General features: G+C 70.5%; 16 protein-coding genes. 9 read left to right on the top strand and 7 right to left on the bottom strand.

Features of this window, described 5'->3' with window-relative positions:
* Positions 1 to 62: 62 nt before the first annotated feature.
* Positions 63 to 3,131 (top strand): DEAD/DEAH box helicase, encoded by a 3,069-nt coding sequence (locus tag LQ51_RS20005; RefSeq protein ID WP_046567924.1) that lies wholly within the window; start codon positions 63 to 65, stop codon positions 3,129 to 3,131.
* 471 nt (positions 3,132 to 3,602) lie between these two features.
* Here LQ51_RS20005 and LQ51_RS20000 read toward each other — a convergent pair whose 3' ends face one another.
* Together LQ51_RS20000 and LQ51_RS19995 are read right to left on the bottom strand one after the other, a co-directional pair.
* The gene (locus LQ51_RS20000; protein ID WP_156313165.1) at positions 3,603 to 4,607 is read right to left on the bottom strand and encodes a helix-turn-helix domain-containing protein; all 1,005 of its coding nucleotides are present in this window, start codon (positions 4,605 to 4,607) and stop codon (positions 3,603 to 3,605) included.
* A 127-nt stretch (positions 4,608 to 4,734) separates the two neighbouring features.
* Entirely contained in the window at positions 4,735 to 5,604 is an 870-nt protein-coding gene (locus tag LQ51_RS19995) for an SMP-30/gluconolactonase/LRE family protein (protein WP_197087843.1), read from the bottom strand.
* Between the two features lie 266 nt (positions 5,605 to 5,870).
* Between LQ51_RS19995 and LQ51_RS19990 the strand changes: the two genes are divergently transcribed.
* The 7 genes from LQ51_RS19990 (at position 5,871) to LQ51_RS19960 (ending at position 12,976) form a co-directional block, all read left to right on the top strand.
* Positions 5,871 to 6,893 (top strand): substrate-binding domain-containing protein, encoded by a 1,023-nt coding sequence (locus LQ51_RS19990; protein WP_046567922.1) that lies wholly within the window; start codon positions 5,871 to 5,873, stop codon positions 6,891 to 6,893.
* 106 nt (positions 6,894 to 6,999) lie between these two features.
* A complete protein-coding gene (locus LQ51_RS19985; RefSeq protein WP_197087842.1) occupies positions 7,000 to 8,496 on the top strand; it encodes a sugar ABC transporter ATP-binding protein in 1,497 nt (498 codons plus the stop codon).
* On the top strand, positions 8,496 to 9,542 hold the full coding sequence (locus tag LQ51_RS19980) for an ABC transporter permease (RefSeq protein ID WP_082159539.1): 1,047 nt from the start codon (positions 8,496 to 8,498) through the stop codon (positions 9,540 to 9,542). Before LQ51_RS19985 ends, LQ51_RS19980 begins: the two co-directional genes overlap by 1 nt.
* Entirely contained in the window at positions 9,539 to 10,309 is a 771-nt protein-coding gene (locus tag LQ51_RS19975) for an SDR family NAD(P)-dependent oxidoreductase (RefSeq protein ID WP_231605804.1), read from the top strand. The genes LQ51_RS19980 and LQ51_RS19975 overlap by 4 nt, the downstream gene beginning before the upstream one ends.
* On the top strand, positions 10,306 to 10,998 hold the full coding sequence (locus LQ51_RS19970) for a FadR/GntR family transcriptional regulator (protein WP_046567917.1): 693 nt from the start codon (positions 10,306 to 10,308) through the stop codon (positions 10,996 to 10,998). Before LQ51_RS19975 ends, LQ51_RS19970 begins: the two co-directional genes overlap by 4 nt.
* Entirely contained in the window at positions 10,995 to 12,140 is a 1,146-nt protein-coding gene (gene dgoD / locus LQ51_RS19965; RefSeq protein WP_046567915.1) for a galactonate dehydratase, read from the top strand. The genes LQ51_RS19970 and dgoD overlap by 4 nt, the downstream gene beginning before the upstream one ends.
* Before the next feature lie 11 nt (positions 12,141 to 12,151).
* Positions 12,152 to 12,976 carry a hypothetical protein gene (locus LQ51_RS19960; RefSeq protein WP_231605803.1) on the top strand — a complete coding sequence of 275 codons (825 nt, stop codon included), beginning with the start codon at positions 12,152 to 12,154 and terminating at the stop codon, positions 12,974 to 12,976.
* Positions 12,977 to 13,046: 70 nt separating this feature from the next.
* Here LQ51_RS19960 and LQ51_RS19955 read toward each other — a convergent pair whose 3' ends face one another.
* Together LQ51_RS19955 and LQ51_RS19950 are read right to left on the bottom strand one after the other, a co-directional pair.
* Complete coding sequence (locus LQ51_RS19955; protein ID WP_052744983.1) at positions 13,047 to 15,488, bottom strand: M14 family zinc carboxypeptidase; 2,442 nt, start codon at positions 15,486 to 15,488, stop codon at positions 13,047 to 13,049.
* A gap of 145 nt (positions 15,489 to 15,633) precedes the next feature.
* Positions 15,634 to 17,787 carry an MMPL family transporter gene (locus tag LQ51_RS19950; protein WP_046567912.1) on the bottom strand — a complete coding sequence of 718 codons (2,154 nt, stop codon included), beginning with the start codon at positions 17,785 to 17,787 and terminating at the stop codon, positions 15,634 to 15,636.
* A 374-nt stretch (positions 17,788 to 18,161) separates the two neighbouring features.
* On the opposite strand from LQ51_RS19950, the gene LQ51_RS19945 reads away from it, so the two are divergent.
* Complete coding sequence (locus LQ51_RS19945; RefSeq protein WP_046567910.1) at positions 18,162 to 18,938, top strand: dienelactone hydrolase family protein; 777 nt, start codon at positions 18,162 to 18,164, stop codon at positions 18,936 to 18,938.
* A gap of 134 nt (positions 18,939 to 19,072) precedes the next feature.
* Here LQ51_RS19945 and LQ51_RS19940 read toward each other — a convergent pair whose 3' ends face one another.
* The 3 genes from LQ51_RS19940 to LQ51_RS19930 all read right to left on the bottom strand — a co-directional run bounded on the left by LQ51_RS19940 (position 19,073) and on the right by LQ51_RS19930 (position 21,420).
* On the bottom strand, positions 19,073 to 19,444 hold the full coding sequence (locus LQ51_RS19940) for a YciI family protein (protein WP_046567905.1): 372 nt from the start codon (positions 19,442 to 19,444) through the stop codon (positions 19,073 to 19,075).
* Between the two features lies 1 nt (position 19,445).
* Entirely contained in the window at positions 19,446 to 20,096 is a 651-nt protein-coding gene (locus LQ51_RS19935) for a DUF998 domain-containing protein (protein ID WP_046567902.1), read from the bottom strand.
* Between the two features lie 67 nt (positions 20,097 to 20,163).
* Entirely contained in the window at positions 20,164 to 21,420 is a 1,257-nt protein-coding gene (locus tag LQ51_RS19930; protein ID WP_046567901.1) for an RNA polymerase sigma factor, read from the bottom strand.
* Positions 21,421 to 21,522: the final 102 nt, after the last annotated feature.

Genomic DNA, 21,522 nt, shown 5'->3' with positions numbered 1-21,522 from the left:
AGCGACTTGAATAGGCCGATCGGGGGCAGCGCGAGCGGCCGTCGGCTGGTTAGCTCTGGGAAGTGAGCGAACTTGAGCAGGGTATCTACGAGGAATTGGTCACCCAGCAGCTCGCCGAGCGGCTGAACCTCCTCGACCCTGTTCTGGTTCAGTACGACAAGCTGGAACCGGCCGACGCGCATGACGTACTCACCCGCCACATCGCGGTTCTGGCCCGGCGAGCACTGCTTGCCGTTGGCGGTGGCGACGACAAGCTCGCCCGGCAGGTCGACCTAGCCAACCAGATTGCCGAGAGCATCGCCCAGGCCGAGCCACGTGCGGTCGGCACCGTCGACCAGATCGCAGACGCCCAACGTTTGCTCCACGCCATCGCCGCGCCGCCACCTTCACCGGCAGCGCCCACGTTCCCACCACGCCCCACCACCCCACTCTCCACCGGCGCTCTGCTGGTCAACGGCCGTCACCAACCCCGCATCGGCCACGAGGTCAACCATGAGATGGCCTCCGCCGACCAGGTCGACCTGCTCTGCGCGTTCATCAAATGGCACGGCCTGCGCATCATCGAGCCGGCGATCCGCGACTTGATCGACCGCGGCGGTCGCCTCCGCGTCATCACGACGACCTACCTCGGGGCGACCGATCAGCGAGCCCTCGACCGGCTCGCCGAGCTTGGCGCCGACATCAAGATCTCCTACGAAACCCGCACCACCCGCCTGCACGCCAAGGCGTGGCTGTTCCGCCGCCGCAACGGCACCACCACCGCGTACGTCGGCTCGTCGAACCTGTCGAGGGCGGCGCTGGTCGACGGCGTCGAGTGGAACGTCCGCATCTCCAACATTGAGCAACCGCACGTGATCAACACGTTCACCGCGACGTTCGAGGACTACTGGAACGACCCAGCCTTCGAGCCCTACGAGCCGGGCAAGGACGCCGACCGGCTCAGGATCGCGCTGCGCGGGGAGCGCCCCGACCAGGCGCCGACGGAAATCGCGAACCTGGACGTGCGGCCTTATCCGTACCAGGCCGAGATCCTGGCCGACCTCGATGCCGAACGCAAATTCCACGGCCGCTGGCGCAACCTCGTCGTCATGGCCACCGGCACCGGCAAGACGGTGGTCGCGGCGCTCGATTACCGCCGGCTCCGTCGCGAAAAGGCCGTGGACTCGCTGCTCTTCGTCGCTCATCAGGAGCAGATCCTGCGGCAGAGCTTGGCGACGTTCCGGCAGGTGATGGGCGACGGCAGCTTCGGCGAGACGCTCGTCGGCGGTCGAGAGCCACAGCGCTGGCGACACGTCTTCGCCTCCATTCAGTCGCTGCATCGGCGGGAGATCGCCCCCGAGGCGTACGACATGGTCATCGTTGATGAGTTCCACCACGCGGAGGCGCCGACGTACGGCCGGCTGCTGGAGCGGCTGCGGCCGCGCGTACTCCTGGGCTTGACCGCAACCCCCGACCGCAGTGACGGCGGCGACGTGCGGCGGTGGTTCGACGGCCACGCCGCTGTGGAGCTGCACCTGTGGGAGGCCCTGGAGCGGCAGTTGCTGGCGCCGTTCCAGTACTTCGGGCTGCACGATGACGTCGACCTGTCGCAGCTGCGGTGGAAGCGCGGGCAGGGGTATGACCCGACGGAGCTGGACGGCGTCTACACCGGCAACCATGTGCGGGCACGGATGGTGTTGCGGGCGGTGCGAGACACCGTCGACGTCGGGCGAATGCGGGCGTTGGGATTCTGCGTGAGCATCGGCCACGCCGAGTTCATGGCGGACTGGTTCACCAAACACGGCGTACCGTCGGCTGCGATCACAGCGCGGGTCGACGCCCCCGGCCGGCGAGCCCTCCTCAAGGACTTTCGGGACGGCACGCTGCGCGTGTTGTTCACCGTCGACCTATTCAACGAGGGCGTCGACCTGCCAATGGTCGACACAATCCTGATGCTGCGGCCCACCGAGAGCGCCACGATCTTCCTGCAACAGCTCGGCCGCGGCCTGCGCCTGGACGACCACAAGCCGTGCCTGACCGTCCTCGACTTCATCGGTGGACAGCACGCCAACTTCCGCTTCGACCTGCGCTGGCGGGCCCTGACCGGGGTAAGTCGGCGAGCAATCGCCGAAGCGGTACGGGATGACTTCCCGTCTCTGCCAAGCGGCTGCCACATCCAACTCGATCGAGTTGCGAAGGACATCGTGCTGGCCAACGTGAAGTCGGCGATGCCGACCTCAAAGACCGGCCTCACCCGGGAGCTGCGACTGCTCGGAGACGTGCGCCTGGCCGACTTTCTGCGCGAGGCCGGCGTGGAAATCGAGGACATCTACCGATCGGCGAGCATCGGCGGGTGGACCGGGCTGCGGCGGTTGGCTGGGCTGGAAACCTCGCCACCCGGGCCGGACGACCGTGAGTTGGGCAGAGCGATCGGGCGGATGCTGCACCTCGATGACCCGGATCGGCTCGACCTGCTGGCCCGGGCGGCGGCCGGCGAGCAGCCGGAACCCGGGCGGCTGTGGGACATGCTGCACTTCGACCTCTGGGGCCCGAATGTGCAGTTGACCGAACGGGAGGAGCGGTTGGCGCGGTTATTGGCCGAGCCGGAGCGCTGCGCGGAGCTGCGACAGGTGGTCGAGGTGCTGCGGGACCGGATCCACCGGGTCACGGTGCCGGTTGACGGGCTGCCGCTACGGGTGCACGCGCGGTACAGCCGCAACGAGGCGTGCGCTGCCTTCGGTATGCCGAACCCGGGCTCGCTGCGCGAAGGCGTGAAGTGGCTACCGGACGCCCAGGCCGACCTGTTCTTCGTCACCCTGGTCAAGTCCGAGGAGCACTACTCCCCCACCACCATGTACGCCGACCGTGCCGTCACCGAGACGCTCTTTCAGTGGGAGTCACAAAGCACCACCTCGTCGGCGTCGACGACCGGGCAGCGCTACATCAACCACGAGAAGCAAGGCTCTGCGGTGCACCTCTTCGTACGGGAGACGAAGGTCGCCGACGGCAACCTGGGTGCGCCGCCATACGTGTATGCGGGGCCGATGACGTACCAGGAGCACACCGGCGACCGACCGATGCGCATCATCTGGAAGCTGACACACGCACTTCCGGCCGACGTCTACGCCGCCGCGCGCGCTATCGCCGCTTAGCGCTGAGGAACACTGGTGAGTCCGAAAGGCGCTTCGCTTCGTCCGCCCCGCCTGTTCCCAGCCGAGGAAGTCCAAGGACGGAACTGTCCTATCCCTGCGGCTTCCGGTGTCTATGCCCGGTGCTTCACGTCGCCCGCTCCTTTAGCGCCAGTCGCCGGCACCACCTGCCGGACCAGGGCCTGCATCCGCGTTCGGTCCGCGGAGTTGGCGGACATCTGTTTGAGACCGGCCGCGGCTGGTGTGCCGAAGAAGCGGTGGAGTACGTCAGCGGCCTGGCGTCCGGTGACGCTGGTCGGCCAGTCAGCGGCTCGCAACCCGGCGGCGTACGCCGCATGGATGAGCCGCCACAGGTCGACCGCGTCCTTGGCTGCGAATCGGCCCCGGTAGGCGACGGCCTCGCGGCCCGGCTGGTGGAGACGAGGGAGACAGGTCGAGGCTCGGCCGGGACCTGACGCGCGGGCATCTGCCCGGTCATGCCGCGTACCCCCGGTCACGGTGACGGCGGCGGAGCGCGTCCCACACGCGCTGCGCCGCCTCCTCGCTGTCCGGGCCCGGCGAACGCTGCACGTCCCAGAGGATCTGCAGTGGGTCGGCAAGCGGAAGATCGACCGTTACCTCCTCGACGGACGGCGGCCACAGCCCGGGGTCCTTCGGCACGGTGAATTCGAGCGTTGCCTCCTCCTCGCCGGCAGGGACAAAGCCCGCACCGGCCAGGTCCACGCCGGTACGGGCGTAGAGGATGGCGCGATTCGGGGCACGCCAGGGAGCGATGATGTCAGCCGCGACGTCTCCGGATACCGCGACGCCGTGCCGATCAGCTGTGCCGACCCGCTCGACGACCGCCCGGGCCTGCTCAACGGGTGGCGGCAAGCTGTACCAGTACGTGCTGATCCCGCCCGGACCCGGATAGGTCGCCAACCACCACCGGATCGCGGCATCGATGTCCCGGATCGTCCACCCGCTCGGCGTACGGCGCACGATTTCCTCCTCGGCGAGCGAGCGCAGGGCCTGGGAGACCCGAGGCTGGGAGACGCCGACGAGCACGGCCAGTTCCTGCTGGGTGGCGTACGGACGCTGGATCATGCGCCGAACCAGGGTGAAGGTCCCCCACGGCACCCGGCCGGGCTTGGCGGACCGCCCAGCCGCTGCTGCTGGCGGCTGCAGTCCGATCCGTTGCCTGCCGATGCGCAGCACACCCGTAATCCGCTGCCCGTCCTCTGCGAGCCAGGACCAGCCCGCCGCCTCCACTGCTTCTCGTACGCCGGGCGTGGCCGCCGGAACGATGACCAGGCATGGTTCTGCATGGCGGCTGACCAGGGCAGCGATGTCACGAGGGCGCAGGGGGGTTGGGGACGCGATGACGGTCAGCGTGGCCCGGCTCGTGCCGTACGTCAGCTCGATGCGGTCCGCGTCGCGCGGAATGAGCACGACCCCGGCTTCCGTCAGCGCCCGCCAGGCGGTCGTCGATATAAGCATTACCCGGCCTCCTTGGGTAATGCTTATACACCCTGGTAGCCGGCCTCGTGGCTGAACAGGCGCGGCGGGCCGTCATCGTTCCCGACCTGGGTGCGCCGCCGCATCTATGCGTCGGATCGCCTGCTCGTCACCCCGCAAACGGCTGCGACGGAAGGCCGACACCGGCGTCCGGGTGCACCAGCACGGAGCCGGCGAGGGGTTGACCGGCCAGCGACGCGTCGTCGAGTCCGTGGCGTGCGGTGGTGATGAAAAGATCCGTCAGGGCCGGCCCGCCGAACGCGCAGGCGGTCGGTTGGCTGACCGGCACTCGGATGATTCGGTCGAGCGTGCCGTCGGGGGTGTACCGGTGCACGGCCGCACCGCCCCACAGCGCCACCCAGACACAGCCGTCGGCATCGACCGTCAGCCCGTCCGGCGCGCCGTCAGCGGCGTCCACCGTAGCCAGCGGTCGGCGGCCGTGGACCAGGCCGGTGTGGACGTCGACATCGAAGACGTCGATGCGGTTGGTCGCGGTGTCCACGTAGTACATCCGGTGCCCGTCGGGGCTCCAGCCGAGGCCGTTGCTGATGGTGACGCCGTCGAGGACGACAACCGTGTCACCGGCGGCGTTCACCCGCCGCAGCGTCCCGCCTCCCGGCGCGGCGTCGTAGCGCATCGTCCCGGCCCACAGCAGACCCGCCGGGTCGACGGCGGCGTCGTTGCCCCGCACGCCGTCCTCCGGCCAGGTGACGAGCCAGTCGAAGCTGCCGGCTGAGTCGTACCGGCCGATGCCGTCACGCAGGTTGACGACGAGGCCACCGGCGGATCGCGGCTTGGCGGCGCCGACGTGTTGATCCGCCCGGAGCACGCGGTCCGCTCCGGTGGCGGGATCGAGCTGGTGCACCGCACCGGCGAGGACGTCCACCCAGATCAGGCGGCTTGCCGCCGGGTCCCAGGTCGGCCCCTCGCCCAGGTCCGCCTCGATCTGCTGGGCGACATCAAGCTTGCTGATCGTCACGGCTTGCCCTCGTTTCCGTCCGGCCCTGCTGGCCCTCCGCACCGGTGTCAGTGGGCGGAAACGATAGCCGGCTGCGGACCAGGCGTCAGGCAGGCGGCACCGATAATTGTTTTTTTATGAAGACTTCTTGACGGGCCTGTTACCGGCTGCCAGGGTGATCAACGCCTCGGCGCGCAGGGCGCCGGCCAGATGGGGTCGATGTGGGCCACGGCACCGCGAGGTGGCGGGGGCAACTCGGTCGCCGTACTGAAAGGAGCTCGTGCGTCATGAAGCGCACCCGTTGGGCGGCGGCCTCCGCCGCCGCCCTCGCCCTCGCCTCGATGCTCACCGCGTGTTCGTCCGGGCAGGCCGACACCGCCGCCGGCAGCGGCGACAGCAAGCCGAAATCCGGCAAGATCAAGATCGCCTACCTGCAGAAGCAGGGCGACCAGCAGTACTTCGTGGACGAAGGCGCCGGGGCCAAGGCCAAGGCGGCCGAGCTGGGTGACGTCGAGGTCAGCATGTTCGACCTGGGCACCGACTCGGACAAGGCGATCAACGCGCTCGACCAGGTCATCGCACAGAAGTTCGACGCGATCGCCATCGTCGTACCCGACCAGCTCATCGGCCCTCAGGTCATCGACAAGGCGAAGCAGGCCGGCATCCCCCTGATCGCCTCGGACGACGTGATCAAGGACGCGGCCGGCGCCGAGGCGCCGTTCGCCGGCTTCGACGGCGCCGCCATGGGCGAGAAGGTCGGGACCGAGGCGGGCACGCTGTTCAAGCAGTCCGGCTGGTCGGCGGCCGACACCCGGATCATCAGTGCCTACAAGCAGGACCTGTCGGTGTGCCAGGACCGGGTCAACGCCGCGGACAAGGCCTTCGCGGCGGCCGCGGGCGCCGAGGTCAAGGTGATCAAGCTCGGCACCGACAACTCCGCCGTCGACGCGCAGAACAAGACCGGCGCGCTGGTCACCGCGAACGCCGGCGTCAAGCACTGGATCGTCTACGGCTGCAACGACGAGAACGTCTCCGGCGTGGTGACCGCGCTGGCGAACGCCCGCTTCGGCGCCACCGACGTGATCGGTGTCGGCCTCGGCGCCTACCTCGCCTGCAAGGACTGGCAGGCCGGCACCGCGACCGGCTTCAAGTCGGCGCTGTTCATCGACGGGCGCGAGGTCGGTGCGTCCGCGGTGCAGGCCCTGGTCAAGAAGGTGCGCGACGGTGTCGACCTGCCGGCGAAGACCGTGGCCAACACCGCGATCGTGAACAAGGACACGTGGCAGTCCGCCGGAGTCAAGTGCAGCTAGCGCCGGGAGCCGGTGCTGGGGCGGGAGACCCGGTCTCCCACCCCGGCACCGCCCTGTTCGACAGCAACTGATCTCCCTGCCGACCTACCCGAGAGGAGGTGTCCCTGTGCTGCGTCTTCGCGGTCTCTCGAAGAGCTTCGCGGGCCTGCCTGCCCTGCGCGACGTCAGCATCGACTGCAACCCCGGCGAGGTGCTCGCGCTCATGGGCGAGAACGGCGCCGGCAAGTCGACCCTGCTGAAGATCCTGGCCGGCGAACATGTGCCGGACAGCGGAACCGTCGAACTCGACAACGAGCCGCTGCCGCTGGGCTCCCCGACCAAGGCCCGGCGCGCCGGCATCCGGATCATCAGCCAGGAGCCGGAGATCATCCGCGATGTCTCCGTGGCCGAGAACATCTTCGTCGGCAACGTGTCCACGGGCGGTGGACGCCGGTTCGACCGGAAGAGGCTGACCGCCGCGGCCCACGAACATCTGCGCCGGCTCGGCCTTGACGGCCTGCTCCAGCCGGAGGCGCGGGGTCAGGACCTCTCCCCGGCACAGCGCCAACTGGTCGAGATCGCTCGTGCGCTCGTGGACACGCCCAAGGTGCTCGCCCTCGATGAGCCGACCTCGTCGCTGACCGACCGCGAGGCCGACGCCCTGTTCACGCTGGTCCGGCAATTGCGGGACAGTGGCGTCGCGGTGATCTACGTGTCCCACCGGATGGCCGAGATCTTCCAGCTCGCCGACCGGATCGCCGTCCTCCGCGACGGTGCGCTGGTCGGCGAGAGGTCCACCGCCGCGACAGCGGAGCACGAGGTCGTCCGGCTCATGGTCGGCCGCGACCTGTCCGGCATGTTCGTGCGCGAGCACGCCGCCGACGAACGGGTGGTGCTCACGCTCGAGGACGTCACCACCGACGACGTCAGCGGGATCAGCCTCCAGGTCCGGGCCGGTGAGGTCGTCGGCCTCGCCGGGCTCGTCGGCGCCGGACGCTCGGAACTGGCCCGAGCCGTCTTCGGCGACGTTCCCCTGCGTGCTGGTCGGGTGCTCGTCGACGGACAGCCGATCGAGCTGCGCTCGCCGCGCGATGCCATCAATGCCGGGATCGGGCTCGCCCCGGAGGAACGCAAGGCGGACGCGCTGCTGCTCGAGCGCTCCGTGCGGGACAACGCGTCGCTGGCCGTCCTCGACCGCCTCAGCCGATTCCGCTTCGTCCGCCGCGGCGCGGAACGCGAGCTCGTCGAGGGTCTCGCCACGCGGCTCCGCGTGCGTACCCCCTCGATCGAGCACGAGGTCAGGAAGCTGTCCGGCGGTAACCAGCAGAAGACGGTGCTGGTCCGCTGGCTGGCCCGCAAGCCGAAGGTGCTCATCCTCGACGAACCGACCCGTGGCGTGGACGTGGGCGCGAAGGCGGAGATCTACGCGACCATCGACGCGCTTGCCGCCGAGGGCGTCGCCGTGCTCGTCGTCTCCTCCGAGCTGCCGGAGGTCCTCGGCCTCTCGGACCGAATTGTCGTCATGCAGAACGGCCGAATCACGGGCGAGCTGACCCGCGGCGAGGCGACCGAGGAACGCGTCCTCGCCCTCGCCATGGCCGACCACCTGACCGGAGCTTCCTGATGACCCAGACACAGAACGACCAACGACTGGACCACGCGGCCGAGCCCGGAGCCGTGAGTACGAACGGGGCCGCCGCCCGGTTCGCCCGGCTCCGGGTTCCCTTCAACCAGAACACGTCGCTGCTGATCGCGCTCGCCGTGCTCGTCACGATCATCGGGGTTCAGGCGCCCGAGTTCTTCGGCTCGGCCAACCTGCGCACGATCGGCACCACGATCGCCATCGCCGGTGTCCTCGCGGTCGCCCAGACCATCGTGATCATCATCGGTGGCCTGGACATCTCGGTCGGCTCGATCACCGGCCTCACGTCGGTGACCTGCGCGATGGTCTTCACCTCCGCCGGTGGTCCGTTCCCCGGCCTGCTGTCCGCGCTGGCCGCCGGCCTCGCGTGCGGGCTCGTCAACGGGCTCATCATCGTGTACGGCCGAGTCAACCCGGTGATCGCCACGCTCGCCACGCTCGCCGCCTACAAGGGCATCGCGCAGTTGATCTCGGACGGCCGGGCGCAGGGCTACGTCGGTGCCGACCCCATCTTCATCTTCATCGCGCGCGGCTCGATCGCCGGCATCCCCACGCTCATCTGGGTGTTCGCTCTGATCGCGGTGGCCGCACACGTACTGCTCAAGTACACCGACATCGGCCGTAACCTCTACGCCATCGGCGGCAACGACAAGGCTGCCCGGCTCGCCGGCGTCAACCTGAACCGCTACATCATCGCCGCCTACTGCCTCACCGGCGCCGTCGCCGGCTTCGCGGGCATCCTGCTGACCGCCAAGACCGGCTCGGGGCAGCCGGTGTCCGGCAGCGAAGGACTCGAGCTGTACTCCATCACCGCCGCCGCCCTCGGTGGGTGCGCGATGCAGGGCGGTCGCGGCACGATCCCCGGCACCGTCCTCGCCCTCGTCCTGCTCGGCGTACTCGAGAACGGGCTCAACATCCTCGGCGTCAACTCCTTCTGGCAGAACGTCGCCAAGGGGACCCTCCTCGTCGCCGCCGTCGTGATCCAGCAGCGGCGCTCCGGCGAACGACGGATCGGCCTGCCGCGGTGAGCCAGCAACCCATGCCCAGCGGGCCCGGCGTCCGGGGCCTCCTCGCCGGTCGGGTCGCGGTCGTCACCGGCGCGGCCTCGGGGATCGGTGCCGCCGTCGTGGACCGATTCACCGCCGAGGGCGCGGCAGTGATCGCCGTGGACCGGGTACCCGACGCGACCCGCTCCGGCGCCGCGTCGGTCCGGAGGCTGGTCGGCGACGTGTCCCAGGCCGCGACGTGGGAGGCCGTCGCCGACCTCGCGCAAGCCGAGTTCGGGCGGCTCGACGTCCTGTTCTCCAACGCCGCCACGATCGTGACGGCCCCGGCGCACGAGCTGGACGAGGCCGACTGGGACCGGCAGCTCGCGGTCAACCTCAAGGCCGCCTACCTCGGTCTGCGCTCGTGCCTCGGGCTCCTGCGCGCCAGCGGCCACGGGTCGGTCGTGCTCACCTCCTCGGTGCACGCCACCCACGGGCTGCCCGGCCATCCCGCGTACGCGGCATCAAAGGGAGGCCTCCTCGCGCTGGCCCGTCAGCTCGCGGTCGAGTACGGACCGGACGTCCGGGTCAACGCCGTCGTGCCCGGGCCGATCCTCACGCAGCTCTGGGACGATGTCGACCAGGTCGCCCGGGACCGCAGCATCGCGGCTACCGCGGCGCAGCGGTTCGGCCGTCCCGACGAGGTCGCGGCCGCGGTCGCGTTCCTCGCCAGCGACGAGAGCTCGTACATCACCGGCACTACGATCACCGTCGACGGCGGCTGGTCGGCGAAGAAGGACTCGGCGTGAGCAACTACCCGGACCGTGGCCTCCACGGGCACCTCGTGCGGGAGGTCGGACGCCGCATCATCTCCGGCGAGTTCCCACCCGCCGCGACCATCGAGATCGACCGCCTGGAGCGGGAGTACGACGTGAGCCTCACCGTGGTGCGCGAGGCGCTGCGCGTCCTCGCCGCGAAGGGCCTCGTCGACGCCCGGCCGAAGCGCGGCACCTTCGTCCGGCCCCGCACGGACTGGAGTCTCCTCGACCCGGACGTCCTGCAGTGGCAGTTCGAGGGCACCGACAACGACGCGTTCCTCGCCAACCTGGCGGAGGTACGGCTCATCGTCGAACCGCAGGGAGCCCGCCTCGCCGCGGCCCGCCGGACCGAGGCCGACCTGGACGCGCTCGAGGCCGCACTCGCCTCCGTGACGGCCGAAACCAGCACCGAGAGCATCATCGACGCCGACCTCGCGTTTCACCGCGCCCTGCTCGCCGCGACCCACAACGAGCTGCTCGTCCGGATGGAACACATCATCGAGATCGGACTGCGCACGCGGGATCTCATCGTGCACGCCCAGGGCCACCGCGACGACTTCCTACCACCCCACCGAGCGGTGCTGGACGCGGTACGGGCCGCCGACGGCGACCGCGCCGAGCAGGCCATGCGGGCACTGCTGGAGCAGGCCGCGCGCGACGAGCGCCAGCTGCGCCCATGAAGATCACCCGCATCGAGACCTTCCTCGTGCCACCGCGTTGGCTGTTCTGCCGCATCGAGACCGACGACGGCGTGGTCGGCTGGGGTGAACCGGTCGTCGAAGGGCGCGCCGAGCCCGTACGGGCCGCTGTCGAGGTGCTCGCCGAGCAGCTCGTCGGGGAGGATCCGCTGCGGATCGAGGACCACTGGCAGGTGCTGACCAAGGGTGGTTTCTATCGTGGCGGGCCCGTGCTGTCGTCCGCCGTCGCCGGGATCGACCAGGCCCTGTGGGACATCGCCGGCAAGACCTACGGCGCCCCCGTCCACGCACTGCTCGGTGGCCCCGTACGTGACCGGGTCCGCATGTACGCCTGGGTCGGCGGCGATGAGCCCACCGAGCTCGCGGAGGCGATCACGGCACAGGTCGAGGCCGGCTTCACCGCGGTCAAGATGAACGCCACCGGCCGGTTCCCGAGGAGCGGATCCCTCGGCGACATCCGCGCCGTCGTCGAACGCGCGACACTCGCCCGCGACGTGCTCGGACCGTCCCGGGATTTCGCCCTCGACTTCCACGGCCGGGTCACGGCGGCCGACGCCCGCCGCGTGCTCCCGTTGCTCGAGGAGCTGGGCCCGCTGTTCGCCGAGGAACCGGTGGTGCCCGAGCACTCACATCGACTGCGGGACGTCGTGGCAGCCACGACGATCCCGATCGCGACCGGGGAACGCCTCTATTCGCGGTCGGAATTCCTGCCGGTCCTGCAGGCCGGCGTGGCCGTCGTCCAACCTGACCTCTCGCACGCCGGTGGCATCTCCGAGACGCGGCGCATCGCGGCGCTGGCCGAGACGTACGGCGTGCATCTCGCGCCGCACTGCCCGCTCGGGCCCATCGCGCTGGCAGCCAGCCTGCAGGTCGCGTTCGCGACGCCGAACCACCTCATTCAGGAGCACAGCATCGGCATCCACTACAACAAGGAGGTCGGGCTGCTCGACTACCTGGTCGACCCCTCGGTGTTCACGTTCGTCGACGGGTACGCCCGGCGACTCGACCGGCCCGGCCTGGGTATCGAGGTGGACGAGACCGCCGTACGGCACGCCGACCAGGCCGGCCACGCGTGGCGCAACCCCATCTGGCGACACGACGACGGCTCGTTCGCCGAATGGTAGGCGACACCCCGGTGACCAGGCCGGTCCCGCTGACCACGGACGTCGACCTCGCCATGGGCGGTCGCTGGACCTCGCTCCGTGGCGGCGGCCGCGAATGGCTGTGGTCCCGCGCGGATCCGGCGCGCGGGCACGTTCGACCAGGCGCGGAATTTGTCGATGTGGGTGGGCTCGAGGAGTGCATCCCGACCGTACGCGGCCGGCCGGACCACGGAAGTGCGTGGTCGCGGCCCTGGCGGCACGAGGAGGGAGATGCCGTCGTCGACTGCGCCGATTTCGTGCTGCGCCGCCGGATCGAGCACATCGACGGGGCCGTTGTCGCGTCCTATCGAGTGTCAGCGGACCCGGGCTACCGGTTCCTGTGGGCAGGCCACGCATTGCTGGCCGTGTCGGATTCGGCCCGACTCGTCGCCCCCGCTGGCACACCGACGCTGGTCTATGCCGAGGCCGCGGCCATCGCCGGCGATGCGTGGACGGCCGGCGCCACGACGATGACGGGAGCGTGGCCGGAGCCGCTGGGGTTGCCACTGTCGCGGCTCGGACCGGCCGACGGCTCAGCGGTGGGGGCGATCCTCAGCTGCGCCGACGTACGCATCACCGACGGGGCTGACACGCTCCGGATGCTGCTTGAGGTGGACAACCAGCCGGTGGGTACGGCGCTGTGGCGCAATCTCGGCGGTTTTCCGCCACGGGCGCCGTACCGCAGTATCGGCGTCGAACCGATGCTCGGCAGTGTCTTCGACCTGGCCGAGGCCGCACCGCACGAAGCGGCGACGGTGCCGGCGTCCGGTGAAGTCGCGTGGCGGCTCGTCATTTCCGCCGAACGGACCGGCCGATGACCCCGCTGTCCCGGGCGGCTGGTGGCCGCCGACACGTGGTCGGCGGCCACCAGCGTTCAAGCGATGACGGCTACTGAACGGCCACCCGCTGCTTGTGGTAGTTCCTACCGTTTCCGTCCGGCTTGTAGTTGCCCTCGACGTTCCCGGCGATGTCGATCGAGAACCAGTTCACCGTCGTGTCCCGGTTCACCGTGATGCTCTCAACCCCCTCCCGCATCCCGGCGAGCGCCAACTTCGGCGACGCATAGGTAGGCCGGCTCCCGTCCAGCGTGTAGTACACGTTCGCCGGCTCACTGGTACGGAACGTGAACGCCGTCGCCCCCGGCTCCCGCCTCACGACCTCCAGCGACGTCTTGGGCTGCTTCTTGTCCGTCGCGTACGCCCGGGCCACCTCGAGAATGGCGATGTTGCCGTTGGCGAACTCCATCGCCTCCTCGTGCCCCTCCGCGAACGGCGGCTGGAACCCCACGGCGTTGAACCGCCCGGTCGCCGGGTCGTAGATGTCGGCGCCGACCTCGAAGTCCCAGCCGATGATGCCCCGGTTGTACCAGTGCTCGTCGGCGCTGTTGCCGGCCGCCGAGTAGAGCACGTCGGTCACCGGTCCGGTGCGGCCCGGCCAGATCGCCGTGCCCCGGTATTCCTGCACCCGGGACAGGATGTAGTCCGACGAGGTCCAGAAGTATGCCTCGGTGCCCTGGTCGACCCGCGGCAGCACCTCGCGTCCTTCGGCCTTGTACGCCCCCGGCGGCCACATGAAGTAACCGCCGTAGGAGTGGGTGTTCATGGAGAGCTTGATGTTCGGGAAGGTGTCGACCAGCCACACCTCGTTGCGCGCCTCCGGCTCCGACAGCTCCGCGGAGCCGGCGTACGTGTCGCTGACGCAGTTGGTGGCGGACGCGCCGACGTAGCCGTCGAAGACGGAGCCGACCGAGAAGTTCCGGTTGACGTCGACGCCCCACGAGTTGCGGCGGCCGGGGTCGGCGTTGGACTCCGGGCAATGGTTGGTCATGTTGCGCCGCTGCATGTTGAAGTCGTACATGCTGTAGTGCGCGCCGTCGGGGTTGACGACCGGCAGGATGAAGATGTCCAGGCCGTCGACGATCTTGCGGGTGTCCGGGTCCCGCGCGTAGTTGCGCAGCAGCCGCTCGGCGGACTCCACGCAGACCAGCGGGGTCACCCATTCCCGGGCGTGCTCCTGGCAGTAGAGGAAGACGCCGACCTTGGAGCCGTCGCGGTGCTTGCCGATGCGCAGCGCCTTCACCTGGAACGGCTCCCGGGAGACGCTCGCCGGGGCCTTCAGGTTGTCGGTGAGGCTGGTCACCGGGGCGGCGGCCACCACGCCGGCGCCGGCGTTGCCCCGGTACGTGCTGGCGGTGAGCAGCCCGGCCGCGCCGGTGTTGCCGTTGACCGCGACGACGACCTGCGCCGCCGTGCTGGTGATGGTCCCGGAGCCGTCGGTGGCCAGGCTGACCGTGACCGCCTTGCCGGCCACGCTGACGGTCAACGGGGCGTTGGCCGTGCCCGGGTCGACCAGGGCCATGGTGATGTCGTTGCCGCCCTGGTGCCCGTACGCGGTGGAGGTGACGTAGAGGGTGCTGGCGGCGGCGGTGCCGAACTGGGCCTGGGCCTTGCGCCGGTAGCCGTTGGTCTTGTATGGCAGGTCGATCAGCTCGGTGAGCGTGGGGAACTCGGCGGCCAGGCCGGTGATCCGGGCGGTGACCTCGGTCGGGTCCAGGTAGTGGTCGACGAAGTCCGACACGTACGGATGTTTGCCGGGGTTCTTGCGCGGGCTGCCCAGCCACCTGGTGACGTCGACGGTGGCCGAGCCGCCCTGGCTGCTGGTGATGGTGGCCCGGGCCGGCCTCGCGGTGATCGGGACCGGATTGCTGAACCGGTGGTACAGGTACTGGCCGGCGTCGGTGAACCGGGACATGGTGGCGGTGCCGCCGGAGCCGATCGCCGTGCCGGGCCCGCTGTCCCAGCTCGCCGTGAGCACGGTCGTGGCGTCGGTGCCGGCGCTCGACTTCACCTCGATGTTCAGGAAGAGCTGGTTGTCGAGGCTGGTGAACCATTCGGCCCGCAGCACGGTGAGGGTGTCGGTGCTGGCCGTGGCGGCGGTCGCGGCGCGGATGGCGGCGGACCGTTCGGCCAGGTTCCGGGCGTGGTCGCTCTGGTCGGAGATCGCGTCCCGCACGTCGAAGCCCTGGTCGCGCAGGGCCTGGCTCTCGTCGGGGCTGAGGACGGCGTGCACCTCGATGCCGTCGTCGACCGGCTTGACGTATTCGGCGAGGTCGACGCCGAGGTCCGTGAGGCGGTCGATGCCGGACCTGTCGGCGACGACGATCCGCATCAGCCCGACGCCGTCCTGGCTGCCGGTGGAGGCGCGGTCGGGGGCGACGGCGCGGTCGGTGGTCGGGTTGGCGAAGCCGGGGGCGCTGACGGCGAGCGCCAGGGGCAGGGCTAGCAGGGCGAGGAATCGGCGCGGTCCGTTGGATCTTCCTGTACTCCTCATGAGAGTCCTTCCGGCGAGCGATCCAGAAGGCCGTGCGGTCGGGGTGGCCGATGGACCACCCCAACCGCACCGGCTACGCACAGCGTCGTCGCCGTCACACCATCAGTCAAGATCGATGGGTAAGGAATTCGCTCCGCGTCGCGCGTTACACGTTCGCCATGCTGGCCGGCTCCGGCGGCGTCTGCGGCTTGCCGCCGGGCCGCTCGTCGCCGTGCCCGGGCCACCAGGCCTTGTGTCCGATCAGCGCGGTCAGCGACGGTACGAGGAACATCGACATGACGAACGCGGAGAGCACGATGCCGATCGCCACCGCGAAGCCCATCTGCTGCAGGAACGAGATCGGCGCGAGCATCAGCACCGCGAACGTGCCGGCGAGGATCAGGCCGGCCGCGGCGACCGTGGGTCCGGCGTGTTCCACGCCGATAGCCGCGGCCTCGTGGGGCTCGTTGCCCTCCCGTGCCTCCTCCCGCAGCCGGGCGATCATGAGGATGTTGTAGTCGGTGCCGATCGCCACCACGAAGAGGTAGAGGATGATCGGCAGCTGGAAGGTGATGCCCGGCTTGCCCTGCAATCCCTGGAAGAGGTAGACGGTGGCGCCGAGCGTGGCCGCGAAGTTGAGCAGCACCGCGATGACCAGGTAGATCGGCGCGACCAGGCTGCGCAGCAGCAGCGCGAGGATGAGCGCGATGAGGGCGGCCGCCACCGGCAGGATGACCGACAGGTCCCGGTTGTTGGCCGAGTTGATGTCCGCGAAGATCGAGGTGGTCCCGCCGACCAGCGCCTTGGTGCCGGGCGGGGCCGCCTCGTGCAGGTCGGCACGCAGGCTGTCGCGGACCAGCGTGATGGCCTCGTTGGAGACCGGATTCTCGTTCAGCAGCAGGTTGACCCGGGCCACGCTCGGGTCGTTGCTGCGCTCCGGCGGCTGCGCCTGGCCCACCCCGGGGGCCTTCGCGGCGGCCGCCGCGAACTCGTTGAGCTGCTGGTCGGTCAGGGGCGCGCCGTTGTCGGTCCTCAGGTAGACCTCGGTGGGGGCGAGCGCGCCGGCGGCGAACCCGCGCTGCAGGTCGGTCGCGGCCTTCGCCGACTCGGTGTCCTGCGGGAAGCCGGAGCTGAAGTCGTAGTCGGCCTGGTAGGCCAGCGAGCCGGCGGCGAGCGCCACGAGCAGCGCGCCGGAGGCGGCGGCGACGAGCGCCGGGCGGCGTCCGATCGCCTTGCCGAGGCGGCGGGACAGGTTGGCCTCGGGGGTACGCTGCCACGCCTTCGACGGCCAGAAGACGTACCGGCCGAGCAGCGAGACCAGCGCCGGGACCAGGGTGAGCGAGGTGACCAGCATGACCCCGACGGCGATCGCGAGCGCCGGGCCGAGCGAGCCGAAGAAGCCCAGGGACGCCAGCAGCAGCACGAGGAACGCGACGATGACGGCGCCGGCGGCCGAGGTGATGACCTCGCCGACCCGCTGGACGGAGACCACCATGGCGGTGCGCTTGTCGTCGCCGGCGCGCAGCCGCTCCCGGTAGCGGAAGAGCAGGAACAGGATGTAGTCGGTGCCGATGCCGAAGAGGACGATCAGCAGGATCGTCTGCAGGTCCTGGCTGACGTTCAGGTCGAACACCTTACCGGCGGCCGCGACCAGCCCGGTGGTGACCATCAGCACCAGGCCGACGACCACCACGGGCAGCAGCGCGGCGATGGGGCTGCGGAAGATAATCAGAATCAGCCCGATGATCAGGACGATCGTGGCGACGCCGACCACGGCGAAGGCCTGGTTGAAGGTGTCCTCGTTGTCGACGAAGCTCGCCACGTCGCCGGCCACGCCCGCGGTCAGGCCGCTGCCGGCCAGCGCCGGGCCGAGGTCGGCCCGCAGATCGCGTACGGCCTGCAGCAGGGCCGGGTCGTCCGGTGTCTTCGCGTCGAGCCCGACGTTGACCACCTGCACCGACTTGTCCGGCGCCACCGCCTGCGGGCCGGTCAGGTAGCCGGAGGTGCTGGGGATGTTCTTGGCCTTGAGCGTCTGGGCGACCTCGCCCACCTTCGCCTCGTCGGCCGGGGTGAGCGGCTTGCCGTCGGCGCGCTTGACCACGATGGCCGCGGTCGCGGCGACCTGCTGCGGGAAGACCTTCTTGGCCAGCTCGGCGGCCTGCACCGCCTCATAGGAGTGGGGCAGGAAGCTGCCCTGGTCGGCCGAGGTGATGTCGCTCAGCGACGGTGTGGTGCCGATGATGGCCGCGGCCGCGACCAACCAGCCGACGATCACCCACCACGCCCTGCGCACCACGAACCGGCCCAGCCGCTCGAACATGTGTTGTTTCCCCCCGTGTGTAGGGCTTCACCGACGTCAGGGGCGGTAAGCGCCGCTGCTCCGCCCCGTCACGGTGCGGGGAAGCCTCCGCTACCCCCGGTGCATGCTACCGGCCGCTGCCAATCCTTTTCGGACGGCTCCATCGATGTCCGCGTGTCCCGCCGTTTCCGGACGTGGGCACCGGGCAGGCCGCTCCGGCCCTACCCCACCCCCGTACGGGCGGATTGGTAGGGTCGCGCTCAGCCCTTGGCGGCTCATTTCCCCAGGGCACAACGGTGGTTTCCCCGGGGCGCAGCGGTGGCCGGAACTCGGCGCGCCCGTGCGCGCCCGCCCCACCGTCGGTTCGCGCACTGTCCCTCGTGCAAGGAGTCGTGATGTGTTTCGCCGTCGATGCCTGCCCACCGGAACTACCGCGGGAGCGGATCCGGGTCGACGCGGATGACCTCGCGCCGGCTGGACGCCTGGAGCTGATCTCCGCCGACGGCACCCCGGTGTCCGCCGCGCTGGCCCCGGCGCCCCGGTCCGGGCCCGGCGTGGTCATCCTGCCCGACGTCCGCGGCCTGCACCCGTTCTACGAACGACTCGCCGAACGTTTCGCCCAGGCCGGTCACAGCGCGATCGTCCTGGACTACTTCGCCCGCACCGCTGGTGCCGTGCCGCGCGGCGCGGACTTTGATTTCCAACCCCACCTTTCCGCGACCACCCTGGAGCAGGTGCAGGCCGACCTCGCCGCCGCCGTGGCCGCGCTGAACGGCCAGGTCAGCACGCAGCCCGTGGTGGTCGTCGGTTTCTGTTTCGGTGGCACCCACGCCTTCCTCGCCGGGGCGAACCAGGAACTCGGTCTCGACGGGGTGATCGGCTTCTACGGCCGGCTCAGCCCCGGCCGGCTGCCCCGGCCCGCGGAGCAGGCGAACGGCATCGGCGTCCCGCTGCTCGGGCTCTTCGGTGGCGACGACCCCGCCATCCCCGCCGAGGAGGTCGAAGAGTTCGGCGCCGCTCTGCAGCGGGCCGGGGTACGCCACGAGCTCGTCACCTACCCGAACGCCCCGCACTCGTTCTTCGACCGTTCCTCCGCCGACCACGCGCCCGCGTGCGCCGACGCCTGGCATCAGGTTCTCGACTTCCTCGACCGGCTGCCCCCGTCGGCCTGAGGCGCTCCCACCGACGGCGCTCCCACCGACGGAGCGAACGGATGCTCAGGTCGTTCCCGACGGGCGCCCACAGGCGGGCGGGTGGCACCGGGGCCGTGCCCCCGGTGCCACCCGCCGCGCCGCCGGCGGACCGCTCAGCCCTCGTGCGGGCCCTCGCTGACCCGCCGCACGTCGACCTCCACGTCGATGCCGTGCTCGACGAAGACGTCGACGAAGCGCTTGGCCCACTCGACGGCCTCCTCCTTCGACCGCACCTCCACCAGGCCGAAGCCGGCGATCAGCTCCTTGGTCTCGGTGAACGGCCCGTCGGTGATGATCTTCTTGCCCTTGGTGGCGGTGATCCGCGCCGACTCCTCGCTGCTCTTGCAGAGCCCTTCGGCGGCGACCAGGATGCCGGCCCTGCCGACCTCCTCGAAGTAGGCCCCCATCGTCTTCATGAACTCCGGGGTGGGCTCGAAGTTGCCCGGAACGGACTCGTCGAGCTTGTGCATCATCATGTAGCGCATCTCAGTGCTTCCTCTCGTTGATGGTGTGCAGGGAGACGGCGGTGAGCCAGCCGAAGACCAGGGCCGAGCCGAGGACCATCCGGACGCTGATACTGCCCTGGTCCGGCCAGGCCATCACCACGACCGTGGCCAGCGCGACCAGCACCGACAGCAGCGCGCCCAGCCGGCCGAAGCGCCGCGCGAACACCAGGCAGGCGATGGTGAGCGACCCGAACGAGAGCATCGCCCCGACGCCGTGGCCATAGGAGTGCCAGCTCATCGTCGGGGGATTGCCCGCCGGGGCGCCGGCCGGCCAGCCCATGCTCGGGTCGGGGCGGAGCACCCCGGCGATGATCAGGCCGACGCCGAGGACGGCCACCAGCGCCGGCCCCCACGTGCCGGCCCGCTGGCCGCGCAGCGCCCGCCGGAGGCCGGCGGCCCCGGCCAGGGCCAGCAGCCCGGAGACGACGAAGTTGCCGATCTGGAGCCAGCCGTACTCGCCGAGGGTGAGCAGGCTGAGTGGCTGCTGGCCGAGGTCGAAGCCGTCGCGGGTGAACGCCTGGGCCAGGCCCAGCCCGACGAACAGCGGCCCGGCGGTGGCACCGGCCCGCAGCAGCGTGGCGGTCCGGACCGCCGACCCTGAGGTGGCTCGCGTCAGCGTCGTACTGGTCATCTCGATCTCCTCATCGGTTGGTCTCGCTGACGCGTCGCACGGACCGACCGGAATCCGACATGACTTCTCAAGATTTTTTCGGGCCACCCTGCGCGGCCCGGGACAGCAGCAGGGCGCGCTCCCGGGCGTTGCCGGTGAGGGCGGCGGCCCGCTCGAACTCGGCCCGCGCCTCGTCGTGCCGGCCGAGCTTGGCCAACAGGTCACCGAGCACGCTGGGGAGCAGGTGGTAGCCGGCCAGCGCCGGCTCCGCGGCCAGCTTCCGGGCCAGGTCCAGGCCGGCGGCGGGGCCGTCGGCCTGGGCCACCGCGACGGCCCGGTTCAGCTCGACCACGGGTGAGGGCACCAGCCGGGCCAGCTCCGCGTAGAGCGTCGCGATCCGCGCCCAGTCCGTCTCCTCGGGGGTACGCGCCCGCGCGTGGCAGGCCGCGATCTCCGCCTGGACGGCGTACGGGCCGGGGTGGTCGGTGCGGGCCCGGTCCAGGGCGGCCAGACCGCGGCGGATGAGCCACTGGTCCCAGCGGCCGCGGTCCTGGTCGTTGAGGAGGATCGGCTCGCCGTCCGGGCCGGTGCGGGCGCGGATGCGCGACGCCTGGATCTCCAGCAGCGCGGCCAGGCCGTGCACCTCGGGCTCGCCGGGCATCAGCCCCTGCAACAGCCGGGCCAGCCGCAGCGCGTCCTCGACCAGGCCGGGGCGCATCCAGTCGTCGCCGGCGGTGGCCGAGTAGCCCTCGTTGAAGATCAGGTAGACCACTTCGAGGACCGAGTCGAGGCGTTCGGCGCGCTCGGCGGGGCCGGGCACCTCGAACGGGACGTTGGCCGCGGCCAGGGTCTGCTTGGCCCGGGTGATCCGCTGGCCGACGGTCGGTTCGGTGGTGAGGAAGGCGCGGGCGATCTCGCCGGTGGTGAGGCCGCCGACCAGGCGCAGGGTGAGCGCGGCGCGGGCGATCGGCGACAGCACCGGGTGGCAGGCCACGAAGATCAACCGGAGCAGGTCGTCCTCGATCCGGTCCTCGAGGGCGGCGTCGAAGTCCGGAATGTGCTGCTCGTCCAGGTCCCGCCCGAGCTCGGCGAGCGTACGCTGCTGGGTCTGCCTGCGGCGCAGCAGGTCGACGGCCCGGCGCTTGCCGACGGTCATCAGCCACGCGCCGGGATTGTCCGGTACGCCGTCGCGCGGCCACTGCTCCAGCGCGGCGACCAGCGCGTCCTGGGCCAGCTCCTCGGCCAGGCCGACGTCGCGGACCAGCCCCGCGAGGCCGGCGACCACCCGGCCCGACTCCATCCGCCACACCGCCTCGACGGTGCGCCGCGCCTCGGACTCCCGCATGGGCACATCACAGCAGGTCGGTGCGACGCGGACCGGACCGGGGGAAGGTGTCGTAGCCGGCTCGTAGCCTGACGCGGTCCCCGACGACCGCAGGGAGGCGAC

Source organism: Micromonospora sp. HK10, assembly GCF_000982955.1.
GTDB lineage: Bacteria > Actinomycetota > Actinomycetes > Mycobacteriales > Micromonosporaceae > Micromonospora.
This window is presented reverse-complemented; position numbering and strand designations above follow the sequence as displayed.